This is a genomic window from Rhodococcus sp. 06-470-2 (assembly GCF_002258235.1).
Lineage (GTDB): Bacteria > Actinomycetota > Actinomycetes > Mycobacteriales > Mycobacteriaceae > Rhodococcoides.
The window spans coordinates 175,391-193,222 of sequence record NZ_NOYB01000016.1 but is presented as its reverse complement, the minus strand read 5'-3'; the positions used below and the strand labels follow the sequence as shown (position 1 = coordinate 193,222).

General features: G+C 63.3%; 17 protein-coding genes. 9 read left to right on the top strand and 8 right to left on the bottom strand.

Translation table 11 applies throughout. The features are described 5' to 3' along the window. The first annotated feature begins 32 nt into the window (after window positions 1-32). The 5 genes from CH276_RS09900 (at window position 33) to CH276_RS09880 (ending at window position 6,122) form a co-directional block, all read left to right on the top strand. Window positions 33-542, top strand: coding sequence for a TIGR04338 family metallohydrolase (locus CH276_RS09900; RefSeq protein ID WP_094629043.1), 510 nt, complete (start codon window positions 33-35; stop codon window positions 540-542). Between the two features lie 46 nt (window positions 543-588). Continuing rightward, on the top strand, window positions 589-1,359 hold the full coding sequence (locus CH276_RS09895; protein WP_179272808.1) for an LLM class F420-dependent oxidoreductase: 771 nt from the start codon (window positions 589-591) through the stop codon (window positions 1,357-1,359). An 86-nt stretch (window positions 1,360-1,445) separates the two neighbouring features. Next, entirely contained in the window at window positions 1,446-3,254 is a 1,809-nt protein-coding gene (locus tag CH276_RS09890) for an ABC transporter substrate-binding protein/permease (protein ID WP_045197721.1), read from the top strand. A gap of 1 nt (window position 3,255) precedes the next feature. Then, entirely contained in the window at window positions 3,256-3,984 is a 729-nt protein-coding gene (locus CH276_RS09885; protein ID WP_045197723.1) for an amino acid ABC transporter ATP-binding protein, read from the top strand. An 80-nt stretch (window positions 3,985-4,064) separates the two neighbouring features. Next, window positions 4,065-6,122 (top strand): PhoX family protein, encoded by a 2,058-nt coding sequence (locus CH276_RS09880; RefSeq protein WP_032396953.1) that lies wholly within the window; start codon window positions 4,065-4,067, stop codon window positions 6,120-6,122. A 104-nt stretch (window positions 6,123-6,226) separates the two neighbouring features. On the opposite strand, the gene CH276_RS09875 is transcribed toward CH276_RS09880, so the two are convergent. Then, window positions 6,227-6,937 carry a glycoside hydrolase family 25 protein gene (locus tag CH276_RS09875; RefSeq protein WP_045197725.1) on the bottom strand — a complete coding sequence of 237 codons (711 nt, stop codon included), beginning with the start codon at window positions 6,935-6,937 and terminating at the stop codon, window positions 6,227-6,229. 194 nt (window positions 6,938-7,131) lie between these two features. On the opposite strand from CH276_RS09875, the gene CH276_RS09870 reads away from it, so the two are divergent. Continuing rightward, window positions 7,132-7,818 carry a thioesterase domain-containing protein gene (locus CH276_RS09870; protein WP_032396955.1) on the top strand — a complete coding sequence of 229 codons (687 nt, stop codon included), beginning with the start codon at window positions 7,132-7,134 and terminating at the stop codon, window positions 7,816-7,818. Between the two features lie 9 nt (window positions 7,819-7,827). On the opposite strand, the gene ggh is transcribed toward CH276_RS09870, so the two are convergent. Beyond that, window positions 7,828-9,165: a glucosylglycerate hydrolase gene (gene ggh, locus CH276_RS09865; protein ID WP_094629042.1), complete on the bottom strand. Its 1,338-nt coding sequence runs from the start codon at window positions 9,163-9,165 to the stop codon at window positions 7,828-7,830. A gap of 109 nt (window positions 9,166-9,274) precedes the next feature. Here ggh and CH276_RS09860 point away from each other — a divergent pair, with 109 nt between their 5' ends. Then, window positions 9,275-9,790 (top strand): DinB family protein, encoded by a 516-nt coding sequence (locus CH276_RS09860; RefSeq protein ID WP_032396957.1) that lies wholly within the window; start codon window positions 9,275-9,277, stop codon window positions 9,788-9,790. A 13-nt stretch (window positions 9,791-9,803) separates the two neighbouring features. Then, on the top strand, window positions 9,804-10,475 hold the full coding sequence (locus CH276_RS09855) for an SDR family oxidoreductase (protein ID WP_094629041.1): 672 nt from the start codon (window positions 9,804-9,806) through the stop codon (window positions 10,473-10,475). A 258-nt stretch (window positions 10,476-10,733) separates the two neighbouring features. Here the strand turns inward: CH276_RS09855 and CH276_RS09850 are convergent, their stop codons facing one another. The 6 genes from CH276_RS09850 to CH276_RS29285 form a co-directional block, all read right to left on the bottom strand. Further along, entirely contained in the window at window positions 10,734-12,173 is a 1,440-nt protein-coding gene (locus CH276_RS09850) for an SAVED domain-containing protein (RefSeq protein ID WP_141214687.1), read from the bottom strand. Further along, window positions 12,170-13,057, bottom strand: a complete 888-nt coding sequence (locus tag CH276_RS09845; protein ID WP_176459185.1) for an AAA family ATPase — start codon at window positions 13,055-13,057, stop codon at window positions 12,170-12,172. Before CH276_RS09845 ends, CH276_RS09850 begins: the two co-directional genes overlap by 4 nt. An 8-nt stretch (window positions 13,058-13,065) precedes the next feature. Continuing rightward, on the bottom strand, window positions 13,066-13,572 hold the full coding sequence (locus tag CH276_RS09840; RefSeq protein WP_094629038.1) for an HORMA-1 domain-containing protein: 507 nt from the start codon (window positions 13,570-13,572) through the stop codon (window positions 13,066-13,068). A 3-nt stretch (window positions 13,573-13,575) separates the two neighbouring features. Further along, a complete protein-coding gene (locus CH276_RS09835) occupies window positions 13,576-14,532 on the bottom strand; it encodes a CBASS oligonucleotide cyclase (protein ID WP_094629037.1) in 957 nt (318 codons plus the stop codon). Between the two features lie 314 nt (window positions 14,533-14,846). Beyond that, window positions 14,847-15,764 (bottom strand): toll/interleukin-1 receptor domain-containing protein, encoded by a 918-nt coding sequence (locus CH276_RS09830; RefSeq protein ID WP_094629036.1) that lies wholly within the window; start codon window positions 15,762-15,764, stop codon window positions 14,847-14,849. A 179-nt stretch (window positions 15,765-15,943) separates the two neighbouring features. After that, window positions 15,944-16,318, bottom strand: a complete 375-nt coding sequence (locus CH276_RS29285) for a helix-turn-helix transcriptional regulator (RefSeq protein WP_094629035.1) — start codon at window positions 16,316-16,318, stop codon at window positions 15,944-15,946. Window positions 16,319-16,602: 284 nt separating this feature from the next. Here CH276_RS29285 and CH276_RS09820 point away from each other — a divergent pair, with 284 nt between their 5' ends. Then, window positions 16,603-17,790: a TetR family transcriptional regulator gene (locus CH276_RS09820; protein ID WP_094629034.1), complete on the top strand. Its 1,188-nt coding sequence runs from the start codon at window positions 16,603-16,605 to the stop codon at window positions 17,788-17,790. Window positions 17,791-17,832: the final 42 nt, after the last annotated feature.

The following is a 17,832-nucleotide window of genomic DNA, read 5'->3' as shown; positions in this document are numbered from 1 at the left end:
ATCGGGAAGGCGACACAAATTAGGCTGATCCGATGAGCAGGGCGAGGGACGCGCAGCGAGCGGCCGTCTACGACGCCGAGCAACTGGTCCGCACCATGTTCGATCGCGCCGAGGAGCGAGGTCTTCGCATGGTGGAGGTGATGGGTTCACAGATCACGCTGCCGATCGAGCGCAAATTCGCCTCCATCGAGTCGGTGCAGGCGTACGTCGATGCGGTGCTCGGGCTGGATTGGGTCGCCGCCACCTGGCCCGAGGCCGGTCGTGTGATCACCGTCCGGACCCGTTCGGGTTCGGCTGCGGCGCATTACGAATCGGACACCGCCACCATTGCCGTGCCCCTGCATCGGGGCAACAGGGCCTGGGCGCTGCGGGAGCTGGTGGTGTTGCACGAGCTCGCGCACCATTTCGCCGAGGAGAACGAGCAGCAGCACGGCGGCGCATTCGTCGACCGCTACATCACCCTCGTCGGCGAGATCGTCGGCTCCGAGGCCGGGTTCGTACTGCGCGCGATGATGGCCGAGAGCGGCGTCCGCATCGGCTGATCGCATTCGGGTGCATCATGGGAGACGCAGCCCACACGACGAGGAGATGTACATGGCCGTCAAGATCGGTGTTCAGCTTCAGCCCCAGCACGCTCCCGACTATCAGTTGATCCGCGACGCGGTGTTGCGATCGGAGGATGCGGGTGTCGACATCGTCTTCAACTGGGATCACTTCTATCCGCTGTACGGCGACCTCGACGGCGCGCATTTCGAGTGCTGGACGATGCTCGGTGCCTGGGCCGAGCAGACGTCGAACGTCGAGATCGGCGCGCTCGTCACCGGCGGCGGCTACCGCAATCCGGACCTGTTGGCCGACATGGCGCGCACCGTCGACCACATCAGCGGCGGCCGGCTGATTCTCGGCATCGGCGCTGGGTGGAACGAGAAGGACTACGACAACTTCGGCTACGAATTCGGCACGGCCGGTTCGCGTCTGGCCTTGCTGAAGGAGAGCCTGGCCAGAATCCGACACCGACTCGACGTCGGAAACCCGGCTCCCACCCGCGACATTCCGATTCTCATCGGCGGTGGCGGTGAGAAGAAGACCCTGAAGATGGTCGCCGAGTACGCGCACATCTGGCACAGCTTCGCCGACCTCGAGGCGTTGAAGCGCAAGTCCGAGATCCTCGCCGAGCACGGCACCACCGTCGGGCGCGACGTCTCGGGCATCACTCGATCGGTCTCGTGGCCGGGCGCGGACACCGCTCAGGACTTTGTCGACGCCGGAGCCACCCTGTTCACCGTGGGTACCGGAGGCCCCGAATACGACCTCACGGAACTGGGCGAAGCCATCGCGTGGCGGGACGCGCACCGGTAGGCACACGTCACGGCAGTTCGTTGAGCGAAACCCTTGCGCGTCGGCCGTTTGGGTGAGTGGGCCCTGGTCCGCTTAGGGTTTTGTCCATGGTTGCCGTACGCGCTTCACGCGCGCTCGTGGTTCTCGTTCTCGGACTGTTGATGGCCCTCACGCTCGCCGCGTGTGGAACCTCGAACTCCGATGATCAGGCGGCCGCAGGTCCCACCGACCTGTGCGCCCCTCCCGGAGTCGACAGTGCGTCGTCCACGCCGACGAACTTCGACGCTGCCGCAGCGGCCGCGACGGAGGACAGGTACACGACGGACAACGTCACCCCGCTGGACCGCATCGACACGAACGCCTTGGGATTGGCGACGCCGGGAGTGTTGACCGTCGGCACTCTCTCCGACGCCCCGCCGAGCATCTGCCTCGACTCGGCCGGCCAGTACACCGGCTACGACAACGAACTGCTGAAGGCCGTCGCGGACAAGCTCGGGCTGCAGATCAACTTCTCGGGCACCGAGTTCTCGGGCCTGCTCGCCCAGGTTGCGGGCCGCCGCTTCGACGTCGGGTCGTCCTCGATCACGACGACGGACGAGCGACGCAACACCGTCGGATTCACCAACGGATACGACTTCGGCTACTTCTCCCTCGTCGCTCAGACCGGCGGTCCGATCAGCCGCTTCGAGGACCTGAACGCGAGCACCAGGATCGGCGTGGTGCAGGGCACCGTGCAGGACGACTACGTGGTGAACACGCTCGGCCTCGATCCGGTGAAGTTCCCGGACTACAACACCGCCTACGCGAACCTGCGGACCGGTCAGATCGACGCCTGGGTGGCTCCGTCGCAGCAGGCCGAGGGCTTGGTCAAGCCCGAGGACGGCACCGCGATCACACAGAACACGTTCTCGCTGAACAACTTCGTCGGCTGGGCCGTCGCCCGTGACAATCAACCACTGATCGATGCGCTGAACTCCGGGCTCGACGCGGTGATCGCCGACGGCACCTGGGCCACGCTCTACTCCGACTGGGTTCCTCGCGAGCTGCCCGACGGCTTCAAGCCCGGCAGCAAGGCAGCCCCGGAGCCGGAGTTACCCGACTTCGCCGCCATCGCAGCGCAGAACGACGCGAACGCTCCCGAAGCGGTTGCGGTCCAGCCGAAGTCGACGCTGGCGCAGTTGGGCGACACGTTCTTCGACTGGTCGCTGTACAAGTCCGCCATCCCCGACCTGTTCAAGGTGGGCCTGCCCAACACGCTGATTCTGGCGTTGGCGTCGGGCATCATCGGTACGGTCCTGGGCATGTTGCTGGCTCTGGCCGGCCTCTCCCGCACGCGCTGGTTGCGCTGGCCCGCCCGCGTCTACACCGACATCTTCCGCGGACTGCCCGCCGTGGTCATCATTCTGATCATCGGACTGGGCATCGGACCGGTGGTGCAAGGTGTGACCGGCGGCAATCCGTACTGGCTCGGCGCCGCCGCCCTCTCGCTGCTCGCCGCTGCGTACATCGGCGAGATCTTCCGATCCGGCATCCAGAGCGTCGAAGCCGGTCAGATGGAAGCAGCCCGGGCACTCGGATTCAGCCGTCGTCGTTCGATGAACCTGGTGGTCGTCCCGCAGGGAGTCCGACGCGTCCTGCCGGCGCTGATGAACCAGTTCATCTCGCTGATCAAGGACTCGTCGCTGATCTACTTCCTCGGACTGCTCGCCACCCAACGTGAGCTGTTCGCGGTCGGTCGAGATCTCAACGCACAGACCGGAAATCTGTCTCCGCTCGTCGCGGCCGGATTGTTCTACCTGGTGCTGACCGTGCCGCTCACCCATCTCGTGAACTACATCGACAAGCGACTGCGCACCGGCAAGGCCGAGCAGACGCTGGACCCGGTCGAGCAGGCCGTCGTCGTGGAAAGAGGCTGACATGACTTCTGTTTCGCTCGTAGGCAAGGACATCCACCTGTCCTTCGGCACCAACAAGGTGCTGCGCGGGGTGAGCATCGACGTCCCGGCCGGCACGACCACCACGGTCATCGGCCCTTCGGGCTCGGGCAAGTCGACGCTGCTGCGTGCTCTCAATCGGCTGCACGAACCCGAACAGGGCGACATCCTGCTCGACGGCAAGTCGGTGCTGAAGGACAACCCCGACCAGTTGCGTCAACGTATCGGCATGGTGTTCCAGCAGTTCAACCTGTTCCCGCACAAGAGCGTTGCCGACAACATCGCGCTCGGCCCGCAGAAGCTGCTCGGCCTGTCCAAGGAGGCTGCTCGCGCGGCCGCGATGGATCAGCTCGAGTTGGTCGGCCTGGCCAACAAGGCGGATTCGCGTCCGGGCAATCTCTCCGGCGGACAGCAGCAGCGCGTCGCCATCGCGCGAGCACTGGCCATGAAGCCGGAGGTGATGTTCTTCGACGAGGCCACCTCCGCTCTCGACCCCGAGCTGGTCAAGGGCGTGCTGGCGCTGATGGCCGACCTCGCGAAGGGCGGCATGACGATGGTGGTGGTGACCCACGAGATGGGCTTCGCGCGATCGGTGTCCAACAGGGTGCTGTTCATGGATCACGGCAGCGCCGTCGAAACCGGAACGCCGGAGCAGTTGTTCGACGATCCGCACACCGACCGACTGAAAGCGTTTCTGTCGCAGGTGCTGTAGCACGTTAGGGCAACCTCGTTGTCCGCGACTTCACCTGAACGTTCCTTTACTTTCGCTTTTGGGTGACAGCGTGCCCACTCATGAAGCCACTACCCTTGTTCGCGGTTCACGACGGAAGCTCCAAGCGATCGGCATTGACGTGCAAGTACAAGTGCGGCGATGCGTGTTTCCACGAGGTTCCCAACACCTCGAAGGGTGAATACTTCGGCGACATCGTCAAGACCGCGATGTCGCGGCGCGGAGTGATCAAGGGCGGTGCCATGGCGGTGCTCGCGGTCGGTGCCGGTAGCGCTCTCGCCGCGTGCTCGACCGACGAGCCCGCCGCCACCGGAAGCGCAACCTCCAGCGCGTCGGGTGCCGACACCCCGCCGGTCGACGGCGTGGATTTCGTTGCGGTGGAACCGAACACCGAGGACGCCGTCGTGATACCCGAGGGCCACGAGCAGGCTGTCGTGATCCGCTGGGGCGATCCGGTCGTCGAGGGCGCTCCGGCGTTCGACTTCGACAACCAGACCGCTGCTGCGCAGGCGATGCAGTTCGGTTTCAACAACGACTTCGCCGGCCTGCTTCCGGTGGAGGGCACACCGAACGCGTTCCTGCTGGCGGTCAATCACGAGTACACCACCGAGCCGGCGATGTTCAAGGGCTACGACGCGGAGAAGCCGACGCGCGAGCAGTTCGACATTGCACTCGCCGCACACGGCCTGACGGTGGTTCAGGTTCAGGGCGAGGCTGATTCGGGCAAGCTGACGCCGACGATGGGCCGATACAACCGTCGCATCACCGGGACGACGGAGTTCGTCGTCACCGGCCCGGCCGCGGGCAGCGACTTCCTCAAGACCAGCGCCGACCCGACGGGTACCCGCGTGCTCGGCACGTTCAACAACTGCTCGGGCGGTCTGACGCCGTGGGGCACGGTGCTCTCCGGTGAGGAGAACTTCAACCAGTACTTCGGCAACGCGGAGTCGGTCACCGAGACCGTCGCCGCCGATCGCCTCGCCCGCTACGGCATCGAGGGCGCCGCCAGCGATCGCAAGTGGGAAACCTTCGACAAGCGCTTCGATCTCGCTCAGGAGCCCAACGAGGCCAACCGATTCGGGTACATCGTCGAGGTCAACCCGTGGGATCCGCAATCGGCCCCGATCAAGCACACCGCGCTGGGACGCTTCAAGCACGAGGCCGCCACCATCCACGTCACCGACGACGGCACCGTCGTCGCCTACAGCGGTGACGACGAGCGCTTCGACTACATGTACAAGTTCGTCTCGAGCCGCACGATGATGCCCGGCACCGGCGCGGCCGCGATGCGCAACAACCTGACGCTGCTGGACGCGGGCACGCTGTACGTCGCGACCCTCACCGGCGACACTCCCGACGAGATCGACGGCTCGGGCACCCTGCCCGCCAACGGCGAGTTCCGCGGCACCGGAACGTGGATCCCTCTGCTCGAGACCGGCGAGGACGGCCGCGGCACGTCACTCGTCGACGGCATGTCGGCCGAGGAGGTCGCGGTGTTCACCCGCCAGGCGGGCGACAAGGTGGGCGCAACCAAGATGGACCGTCCCGAGGACTTCGAGCCCAACCCGGTGACCGGCAAGGTCTACGTCGCGCTGACCAACAACACCAACCGAGGCACCGAGGGCAAGGCCGCGGCCGACGAGGCCAACCCCCGCAACGCCAACAAGAACGGCCAGGTGCTCGAGCTCGACGACGACCACGCGGGCACGTCGTTCACCTGGAACCTGCTGCTGGTGTGCGGTGACCCGAACGAGGCCGACACGTACTTCGGCGGCTTCGACAAGAGTCAGGTCAGCCCCATCTCGTGCCCCGACAACCTCGCCTTCGACTCGAAGGGCAACCTGTGGGTCTCCACCGACGGCAACGCTCTCGACTCCAACGACGGCCTGTTCGCCGTGGTGCTCGACGGCCCACGTCGTGGTGAGACTCGTCAGTTCCTGACGGTTCCCGCGGGCGGCGAGACCTGTGGTCCCATCGTCTCCGACGAGCGGGTGGTGGTGTGCGTGCAGCACCCGGGCGAAAGCGACGACGCCACCGCCGACGCACCGATCTCGCATTGGCCCGACGGCGGCGACACCCAGCCGCGGCCCTCCGTCGTCGCAGTGTGGAAGTCGGCGTAGCAGTTCGGATCGACAGTGAACCGAAGGGGCCCGCAGTCGAGACAATCGACTGCGGGCTCTTTCGCACTACCGGTGTGGTTGCGAAGCCGACAGGTGGACGGGCGTCACCACCGAGCGAGTGCCCGCAGCGATTCCGGTGTGCCCGCGTAGTGATTGATGTCGGTACGTCCGTCGATTCCGGGAATGGTGCCGCGGTCGGTGAACTGCCAGAACAGCCAGTTCGTCCAGCCGCCGGGCAGCGGCCCCAGCTCGTCGTTGTAGTCGGCGATCCACAGCGGATAGTCGGCGAACTCGTGGGTGTCGGCCATCGCCGTCCGCCAGAAGTTCGGATACGTGTAGATGATCGGCTGACGGCCGGTCAGCGTCTGGACGGTATCGAGGTACCGGTGCGTCCAGTCGATGACCTCGGCAGGCGACCTCCCCTTCGCGTCCTCGAGGTCGAGCACCGGCGGCAGATCACCCGGACCGTTGATGCCCAGCACCAGTGCCGAGTAGTACGCGCCCTGCAACTCGGGTGAGAGCGTCACATCGGCGTAGTGGTACGCCCCGCGCGCCACGTTCGCCGTGCGCATGACGATGGAATCCTCGACGAAGTACGGGTTGACGTAGTCCAGACCCTCGGTGGCCTTGACCATCGCGAATCCGTGGCCCGCCGCCTTGACGGCATGCCAATCGATCGCGGTGCCGTCGATGTGTTGCCACGACGAGACGTCCGGGCCCTGCGGAACGGCCGACGCGATCCCGGGAGCAGCACAGGCGATGACACCGGCCGAGAACAATCCGAACAGAGCACGCGACGTGCGGGAGAAGACCACCCGGGTGAGATTAGGGGCCGGGACCTGGGCACTCAATGGTGAACAGTCACTAATGCGATCGGTCCACAGACATGGTTGAGTCCTCGGTAATGAGACGTGGGTAACACTCACGCCGCCGACAGCGACATACCCAGAGTCGGCACGAACAAACCAATGCAAACACGAACTACATCTCTTGGCTCGGAGGCGCACCCATGACTGTCGTGAACGATCTATCGCATCTGGCTCTCACGGATCTCGACCCGTCCGACTATGCGGTGCCGACCATCGCGCCGATCCGAACCACCGGACACCTCGACCCCGTGTTCTGCATCCACCCGCTGGTGGGTCTGGTCGATTGCTACGCAGGCCTGGCACCTCACGTCGACGACGACCGCCCCATCTACGGCGTTCAGGTACCCGCGTCCGGTGAGCGCGCCGAATCCCTCGCGGCACTGGCGGCGCAGTACGCCGACGACATCGTTCGCATCCAGACCGACGGCACCGTCCACCTCCTCGGCATGTCGTTCGGTGGCGTTCTCGCCCATGCCATCGCCGTCGAACTGCAGAACCGGGGCGTCACCGTCGGCGCACTGACGCTGCTGGACAGCGACCCTGTCCGGGCCCGCGCCGAGGGCGCAGATCTGCTCGGAGCCATGGGTGACGAGATCGATCGCAGCCACGTCGAGGAACTGCTCGCCGTCGCGTCGCACAACGACGAACTCGTCCAGCGCCACCTGCCCGGCATCTACTTCGGCAACGTCCTGGCCGTCTCGTCCCTCGGTACCGACTCCGGTTCCGCGTGGCACCCCTTCGTCTGCGGCACCGTCGCCAAGTACCTCGTGCCCGACGCCACCTCGTTCGACGTCGTCGGCCCTCTGGTCGACAGCTACCTCGGCTGATCCTTCTCGCTACCCCAGCCAGTCCAACACGGCCGCGGCCGTCCAGGATTGCTGCATGCTGCCGAGCGGCTTACCGGTGAACGGCTCGTAGTACTCGGCGAAGCTGCCGTCGCTGGCCTGACGCAACCCTTCGTCGCGCAACGACAGTGACCGCTCCGACCAACCACGACGCGCGAACGCCCACGAGAACAGCCACGTCATCACCGGCCACACCGGTCCGCGCCAGTACTCACGGGCACGGAAATCCTTCGACACCGGGGACGTGGACGGCGGAACGGCGAAGCGCAGATCCGGATGTCCGCAGAACCGCGTGCCCTCGAAGATGCGGATCAAGTTTCGTTCCTGTTCGCGGGGCAGTCCGCCGCACAGCAACGGGGCGAACATCGCGATCGTCTCGGTGCCGATCCACTGGCCCGTCCGCAGATCGAAGTCACGGGCCCCACCGGAGCGCGCATCCGTCGTCGCGATGACTCCCTTGCGGAACTTCTCCGCCCACGACCGCAACTCCCGAACATCGGAGTGGGGACGTGAATGGTCCTCGCCGATGGTCGCGAGCACATCGCATGCCACTGCGAAGATGGCGCTGACGAACACGTCCTCGACGGCGAAGCTCATCTTCGTCTTCAATGCATCGTCGTCGTACCCGACCTGCTTCATTTCCTCCACCAGCCAGATGTAGCGGTCGTACTCGAGATTGCTCGGCCGCTGGGAGGCGTCGGAGATCACCGCCTTGTCCTCTCGGAAGTACGGATCCATCTGTCCGGGAACCACATTCGCATAGGCCGAATCCCAACGGGGCGAATTGTCCATCCCCGACTCCCAGCCGTGGAAGACCGCGATCCGTCCGTTGTCGTCGACATCGCGGGCCTGAGCGAGCCAGCGATGCCACCGCACCAGATCACCCCAGCGGCGGTCGAGGAACTCCTCGGCGACGGCACGCGTCGTACGTCCGTGGCGCTTGGAATGATCGAGGATGCGCTGCACCGCGATCGCGTGCACCGGCGGTTGGGTGATCCCCGAGGTCTGCGGGCTCATCGGTGCGTGCGACGCGAGCGTGCCGGTCGCCCACCGCGCAGGACCGGGGAAGTAGCCGTCGACACCGTTGGCGAAGACGATGTGCGGGATCATCCCGTTCTTCCACTGCGCGGAGAGCAAGGTGTCCATCTCCACCACGGCCCGCTCCACGCTCAGCGGAGCCAGCCCGACCGAGACGAACGCCGCATCCCAGCTCCACATGTGCGGATACAGTCGCGGGGCCGCGCTGGTCATGGTGCCCAGGTCGTTGCCCCTGAGCAGATATGCCGCGCGCGCCGCCAACTGCGTGGAAGTGAAACCTCGATCGCCCATGCAGACAGTTTGCGTCCGCGCGCGTGATTCCGCTCGTTTGAAATCGAGGACCGAATATGTCCTCGATTGTTTCTAGTGTGGGATTCACCAGCCCATCCAGGAGGAAACGATGACCACCGAGAACACCGACATCACCAGAATGCTCGACGAACAGCGCGCGAACTTTCTCATCACCGTGCGCGGCATCAGCGACGAGCAGGCGCGTACCCGCACGACCGCCAGCGAACTCACCCTCGGCGGACTGCTACATCACGTGATCAGCAACGAACGGCACTGGATGAAGGTGATCGCCGAACTCGACGACACGGCCGAGTTCGACATGGAGTCCGCCGGCGGCGAATACGTCATGGCGGACGACGAGACTGTCGCAGGGCTCATCACCGAGTGGGAAGAGGTGGCGCGCTCCACCACCGATGCCTTGGCGACGTTGGATCTGAATCTGTCCGTCCCGGTCCCGACGGCACCCTGGGCACCCGAACGCATCTGGCAGAGCGCACGATTCACGGTGCTGCACATCCTGCGCGAAATCTCGCAGCATGCAGGGCACGCGGACATCATTCGCGAGGAACTCGACGGAGCGAACACCACCCGGACCTGGGCATCCGAGGCGGGGATGAGCTTCTAGATAGTCTGGCTTCATGACTCGTACTGCGCTGGTGACCGGGGCAAGCCGTGGCCTCGGGGCCCACATCGCCCGATTGCTCGCCCCGGATCACCACGTCCTGCTCGGCGGACGATCGGCCGAGTCTCTCGAGGCCGTCTCGTCGGAACTATCGGGAGCGACCCCGTGGCCGGTGGAACTGACCGATCCCGACGCGGTGGCCGCAGCCGCGTCGGGCATCGATTCTCTCGACGTGTTGGTGCACAACGCCGGAGTCGCAGCACTGGGGACGGTCGAGGAGTCGACGGCCGATGATTGGCGTCGGCAGTACGAGGTGAACGTCATCGCCGTCGTCGAGCTGACTCGGCTGCTCCTACCGGCGCTGCGGAAGGCCAACGGCCATGTGGTGCTGATCAATTCGGGTGCCGGCATTCGCGCGAACCCGGGGTGGGGCGGCTACGCGGCGAGCAAGTTCGCGTTGCGCGCATTCGGTGATGCACTGCGACAGGAGGAGCCGACGCTTCGTGTGACCTCGGTTCATCCCGGACGTATCGACACCGAGATGCAGCGCGAGATCGTCGCACACGAGGGTGGGGAGTACGACGGCTCGAAGTTCCTGCAGCCCAGCACCGTTGCCCGTGCAGTGCGCAATGCGATCGATACACCTGCCGACGCTCATCCCACGGAAGTGGTGCTGCGCACCAGGTGAGTGGAGATGCCCTCGGTCGTTGCGCAGGCTCCACCCCGGCCTCGTAGTAGGGGTCGAGTTTCCGCTCACGACAATCGGTTTGGCCCAAGTCTGCTTGTTTGCCGGTTCGACGAACTCGCGCGGGGCATCGGCTACGTAAATTGCATTTAACTCTACCAACTACTGCGGGAGGGACTGGCACACGGCGCTCGATCTGTAGGTGGTGTTTATGGACCAAGCGGCGTACATGCTGGTCAGCCTCACGGTGATGGCCGGCAATCAGTTCGTGAAGGTGAAGGCTGCTTCGTATCCGGGGGCAAGGTCCTCGTAGATTGTGGTCGGGGGCACGCGGTCCCATACGTGACCGAGGAATAACGCAAACGGGCCGTTTGCCACGAGCACGAGGTGCAGAGGTGTGCCGACGAGGTTGCGTCTTATCCAGTCACGAACGGCGACCGCGGCTGCAAGGGTATCGGTGCCAGTGGTGAAGAGGCGCCGGTTGGGCCCGCCCTCGATAGTGAGGGAGACGAGTCTGCTGAGGTCGTCCCTCGTGGCGAACGCGGCCGCGACTTCGTCCCGGCCGATGCTCGACATCTCCACCACGACCGCGACGCCTGCCGCGTCGTTCGAATTCAAGGAGGTGTCGAAGAGCACCTGTACCTGAGGTGTGGGCATTGGTTGTGAGGTTGCAGCCCACAGGTTGCCTCGGTCGTATGCCGCAATGTCGAAGCCCGCGACGTCGCGGAGGGCCGCGCCGACCGCGAACCAAGCAGGCAGTCGCATGGCACCCCGAACGGCAACATCGGCTACCCCGCGCCGCCGAAGTTCTTCGCGAACAATAGTCAGGTCTGCGGGGAGGCGGGTGTGCCATTCCGTCGGGTCCGTGAGTCCGCGGCGCGTTTCTGGCGAGTCGCCCCGGAAACGATCGACCCAGTCCACGGTGATGCCGTCGTCGCCCTCCACAGGGACATGATCGATGGCGTGCACGACCACGAGGGTGCGTGGCCGCCCCGCGCGCAGCCCTAATCGGTCGATCATGGTGCGTAGGTCGTCTGCGGCGCGGACTCCGCGCGTGGTCTTCACCCATTCGCGCATCTCGGTGAGTGCGACAGCGAGAGACGCAGGGGCGGTGCTGACTCCTGCACCGACGGCGGCGTCGTCGACTTTGTCGCGCCAGTCTCTCTCGGTTTGGCCAAGCTGAATCTCAAGGACGTCTAGGAAGTCGAGTATCTCCTCCACGGTGCAGCCGACACTTGCGGCGACCAAGGCGAGTGCGTGTCGTGCGTCTTTACTCGACGAGCGGCGCAGCCGCGTTCCGAGGCGATTGTGTCGGTCGCGTTCGCGGAGGAGAACGTCGTGCGGGTCGATGGGTCGGCTCGTGACCAGCGCAATTCCGTCGTCGGGGCGCCCGAGAGTGTCCCAAGAGGAGTAAAGACGTTTGATGAGTGAGCTAGACGCGGGAGTTGCTAGCCAAGCGGCGTTCACAAGCCCCGCGGAGGACACAGCTGCTTTCACTTGGATGTATCGTCGGCGGCCGTCGGTGTAGGCGATGGCCACGTCGTCAAGGTTGCCGACGTGGTCGACTTCGATGCCTACCGATGTGATTCCTGAACCTGGTGAACAGGCCTTTAAACACCAATACCACGCGATGAGGTGCTGCAAGTCGTCGCCGGTCAGCCGTGCGCCCGAGGGGCTCGGGGGAGGTGTAGCGCCGGTCATTTATCGGTGAACTGCGGTGTCGGCGGGTGCCCTTGAAGCGCGGCAGTCACTGCGGATGCGTCCAACGCGCTATCGGGGTAGGAGGCGAGGACTGCGGCAGGGAGGACACGGTTGACGATGTCGGAGTACGTGTGCCCGTACCCGCGACCATCATCACCAGCCAACTGCGCTATTCGCTCGATATCGTGGTCGGCAATTCCCGCCCCCTCAAGGGCACCCTTGAACAACGCGACGCGTTGAACGTCGTTGGGGCGTTCGAACTGGAACTCGCTCGCAGCGCGTCGCCGGACCGCGGGATCCAGGGAGCTCAACCTGTTCGTACACATCACGACCAAGATGGGGAGTCCCTCGGCTGCCACCGTGTCAATTCCACGGATCAGAGCGTTGACGCCCGCTCTGTCCTCATGGTGCATCTGGCCCAGCTCGCGGGATTGCGCGATCGCGTCGGCTTCGTCTATCACCAAAATCAGCGCATGCCCGGGAGGCATTTTCCGGCCTCGAGAGACGACTTCGTCGAACGCCTCGCCCAGCAGCCTGGTCATCTCTCCGACCGCGCCTGTCCCGCGGGCGCGGAGACTCAAACGCAGAACACTGATTTCGATGTTGCGCTGCTTGGAAATGGGCTGCGCGAAGGACTCTGCCAGCGTGGACTTACCCGTGCCCACATCGCCCGCAAAAATGAACAGTGGTGTGCGTTGGGAGAACGCGGCTACGACCGGCAGCACCGCACCGTGCTGCTTCTGCGACCACGTGCGCAACGAGTCGGGATCGAGCAGCACGGCAGCATTTTGTATCAGTGCATATTTGACGTCGTCGAGTCCAACCAGGGACTCATAGCGACGTTGGGCCCGCGCGTTAGGGAGCTCGAGTTCCTCGTCGAACACATCGGTATTCACCATGTTTTGAATTCCGCTCTGCTCACTCCGGAACCGTTCGACGAATAGGTGTTTCCGAAGGTCCACGACCCACCGGATGTGCCAGGTTCTGCAGCGCCTTTGCGGCGAAACGGAAGCGTTCCAGCGAACACGTCCCATTCCGTTGCGCTCAGTGCATCCTTTTTGGCCGAGTACGTCAGATACGAGTAGAACGATGCGCCGGAGACGTCAACACCACGGGGAATCTGGCCCGCCCGGTCGTCAGCGGCCAGGGTTCCGTTGGCGTTCGCGGTATAGCGGAGAGCGACGATCCAGTCCGTGCCACGCTTGTAGCCGTACATCACGGTCCCTAGATAGCCTTTTGCCAGCATCTGGGCGACTTCCTCACCGTAGTTGTCGATATCGGCGTCATTAGGATGCCCGTAGGCGCGCTGCATCAGTTTGAGGTCGGTTTTGACTTTTGCGCTGACATGTCGTGCGTTGGCGATGGTGAACGTGCTTGTGTTCGTGAAGCTGGACGACATTAGTTACCCCTTAAACCTGGTGCCGAGAACAACCTGCCAGCACGCGACGGCTTCACCTTTGGTGGTGGCGAAGTCCGCCTCGGTGATGGCGTCGAGAGCTCGTTCGGCCGCGTTCACGATACGAAGCCGGTCGGGGTCGGTGTACCGGAATGAGACGTTATTGTCGGGGTTGACCGGGTCGAAGATCTCGACGACTGCTCCCGTGGTACCAGGCAGATCCGATGCAGGGTAGTAGTCGGTGAACGCGATCCGTTCTTGCAGGCCCGAGTCGACGATGAATGAGAACACTCTGGCGAGAGCTTCGGGATAGTCAGCCATGTCTACACCCTCATCGGCGAGTTTCGCGACGATCAACTCGGCCATGAACGACTTGAACTTGAAATTAGAATCAAGCTTCTTCTGTGTGCGCACCCACCACTTCACAAATCGCACCATCTGAGCGAAGTGATTAGGGCTTGCGTTCTTCCTGGCCCGAACGAAGGCCAGATGCTGCGTGACGCTGGTCTTCAGCCGGTCGCCGGTGTCTTTTGCGATAAGGTACCCAACGTCATTGTCATCGCCCTCATACAGGACCGGAACTACGTCGACCGAGAGACCGGACGCGAAGGTGATCGTTGGACAGTGCACGCCCTCTTCGATCTGATCAGGTTTGATCGTTTTCCCGTAAGCGTCGCGGAGCCGCTGCGCCATCCAGGACACCAGCCCTGTTTCGGGGGCGTCATTAGCGCGAACGTAGACGGCAACGTCCAGGTCGTTCACGGTGGCAAGTGCTGTTCCCTTCGCAACGCTTCCTGCGTGCAACATCTTCACCAAGGAGAAGCCTGGGTTGTCTGCAATATGCTTCTCCATGCGGGTACGGAGAACGTTGACTCTGTCCCGTCCCGCTTGTGCTTCGTCGTGCGGCAGGTTCACCGCTTTCACGGCGAAAGCCGCAAGATCGGTCGTTGCGATGATCGCCATATCTCCCCATTCGACGTGGTCACGGTGTGCCGCAAAGTCTACGGCCAGCCACCGACACAGCGGTGCGGCTGCAATTCGGCAAGATCGAGTCGCAACTGCTAACGCCCTCTCGTCGCTACGTCACAGCGACCCGAGACGCCCTAGAGGGCACGCATCGGTATTGTCGGCCTGTTTAGTTGAACTGTCGCTAGACCGGCAGTCCGCGACTTCACGAAGAATTGCTACAGACCGGGTGGCTGGGCCCACTGCTGACACCGATGCAGAGAAGGTGTTGCTAGCACGCATCTTGCTAACTCTGCGTTGTGTCAGCGCATCTAGGAGTCGAGAAGAATCTTGAACCGAAACCGCAGCAACGCGGGCGAGTACCTAGGAGCTGTCCTCTCGGCTTGCACCTCAAGCACGTCCACAAGGCACAGCACGCCCTCGTTGTTCTGCAGTATGAGCTGCTCACCCTTACTTGCTGTGACGGTGCGGCCGGGAGTGAGCTGAGCAGCTAGTTCATGGTGACTCGAGACGCCAGATCGGTTGAGCCCTACGGAGTGGATGTAATCGTTGTATGCGTAGATCGAATTTCCTCCAGCACCCGACACATGCATTGTAAACGCGTACTCGGCGTGTCCCAGGCGATAGTTTCCGTTCGGCGCCTGGCTATAGGGAAATTCAACCTCTCCTTGGGCTGCTGGATTGGCCCAAGCGTTCGGATCGCGCTTCCGGTCAAGTTCTTCCAAGCGATGAGCCCTATCCCGCAAGGTTCGCGCCGAGACCGCATGGTCGCGATTGGCCGGGAGATTTTCCATCCACCGCCAAAGCTCATCCACTTGTTCGCTTCCGGGGAACTTGTCTGTGGCGGGGTGTGCGTTGAATGAGACACCCTTGGGGTTGCGATCGACCAACCAGCTCGGAAGTTTGCAAGCTGGATTGTTTCGGAAGAGTACTGACATCCATGAACCCGGTCTGGAGTCGTACACCTCGGCGAGCGCCCGGCTTTCGATCCCGACTCCAGACTCGGGCATGTTGTCAGACCGGTCCACGTAGTTTTCGTCGACCACAAGAAGAACGTGACGGGACTCAGAGGCCCGCCTCATGAACCCGTTCAACGAGTCCCCGTAGTCGACGTCGGCATCCACAAGTACGTCGTATCCAAGCGCCTTGAGGTTGGCAGCTAAAAAGCGCACCCATTCACGATGGTCAGACGTCGTCCACGCGTATGAAATGAAGAGATCGTCGCTCACTCTCCAATCCTAAAAGAGGCCCAGAATTGCAGTGAAAAGACGCAGTGTTTCGAGCAACCTGACGCTGGCGTCACTACAGACATACACAGAACCGTCAACATCTCTTGACGGTGCGGTAACTGTCGTAGGCCTCGCCCACGTCTCGAGTTCGCCCACAACCACCCGCTGACCCCCACCACTCAGAGGTCGTCGAGTTTCACTATGCCGTCCTGCAGGGCTCTGGCGACGAGTGCGGCCTTCGTCGGCGCAGCTCTACCCACGCGGGAGTATTTGTCTCGAATTCGTGTCAGGTGGGTATTGACGGTTCCCAGCGCGATGTGGAGGCGAGCTCCGACTTCGACTTTGGAGTCGCAGTTCAACCACACCTTCAGGACTGCGACCTCACGCTCGGTCAGTCCGGGTGAAGCGTATGTCTGCGCTGGTCGTGGGATCTGAACCTGCACCGTCGCATGAGTGGAGCGGGTGACGGGCGGCCTCGGACCGAGGGGGTTGCGTACTGTCCTGGGCACCGCGACGCGCGTCTGGGCATTGGGTCGATGATCGATCAATACCATCTGATCCTCCTCGAGATACCGGCCTTGAGGCCGATGTGTATCGGATCACGGCGCTTGAACCCCTTGCAACACAAACTATTTCGAGACCATTGTCTATTAAGTTGCCCGGTCTACACCTATATATAGTTCGCACTACACCATGCGAGCTCGATTGCTGAATTGCTATAGTTCGTGATCCATTCAGGTGCTGTGCAGTCCAGTGAAGGCGGTTGACGTTGAACCCTAGGCCTGTCCCGCGCGAACAATTTCTGTCTGCCGGATACCGACTCCTCAACGAAGCGGACATGACCGACCTAGCCCGGTCGCTATCCATCTCAGCGGTCGTCGACGGTGCCGGGCTGTCGCATCAAACGTTCCACAACACCTACCCCGGCAACTCCCGTGGCGGAGGTACGGGCGGCAAGGAAGCGTTCGTGGCAGATCTGCTCGACAACCTCACTGTGAACTACAGCGGAACTGCAGCCACCGACCCGCCGGCCGGGCTGCTCGATGCGGCCGCCCCCATGTCCGCCTTGTTCGACGACCTGACTTCCGGCCTGATGCGTCGACGCTTGATCGCGACCTTGCTCGCTGCCGACCACGACGGGGCCCGTAAAGCCGTCACCCCCGAATTCGAGCGATTGGATGCCGACCTGCGGACCAAAGTGGGCCAGGCAATCCAGGCTCAGGGCGGGTCCGTCCGCCAACCTATGTCGCTGACCTCCCTGTCTATTGTTTTGGGAGCTCTGCTGGACGGACTCGCATTACGAGAGATGCTGAGTCCGGGTTCCTTCTCCGGGGACGACATCACCGCAACGACGACGTCGATACTGCGATGGGCGATCGATCCACTGCATTCCGATCGACAAGTACCCGACCCAGAACCGGCATATCCTTCCGTTGACTCCGACGCTCTACGGCCGGATCTCGAGGCCGAAGTGATCGACGCAACGGAAGCTCTGTTCGTCGACAACGGATATTTCCGCGTCACGCTGGCTGATATCGCGGCAGCCGCACGCCTCCGACTCGACGACCTCCGACGGCTTTTCCCGAGCAAAGTCGACATCATCGTCGCCGCGCTGAAACCCAAGTTCGATCGCGTCCTGCGATTGCGTCGAGCCGATGAACGCCTCGGCATCGAACCCGCTATTGCTTTGCGCCGCACGATGATCGAGCTAGGTGAATTTGTGATCGACCACCGAGCCATGAGCTCCGGGATGCTGCTTGCCTTGAGCTTCGAGCAGTTCCAGCAGCCCAACACGGTCACCACAGTCTTGGAAAACCTCTACCTTCCATCTGCTGTCGTGCCGATCCTCGAACGGGGGCGCGAAGCGGGCGTGTTCAGCGACGAAGCACCGACCATCGACGCAGCAATCATGTTGACCAACAACGTCTTGTTTCGTTGTCTGACGCGGCCGACCGAGACGGCGATCGAGGTTGTCGACGGCGTTCTCCGACTCCTCATGCCCGGCATCGCATCAAGGACTCCTTAGGGGTGCCGCACCACCGCGTCCATGCCTGCGGCGTGGCGAGGT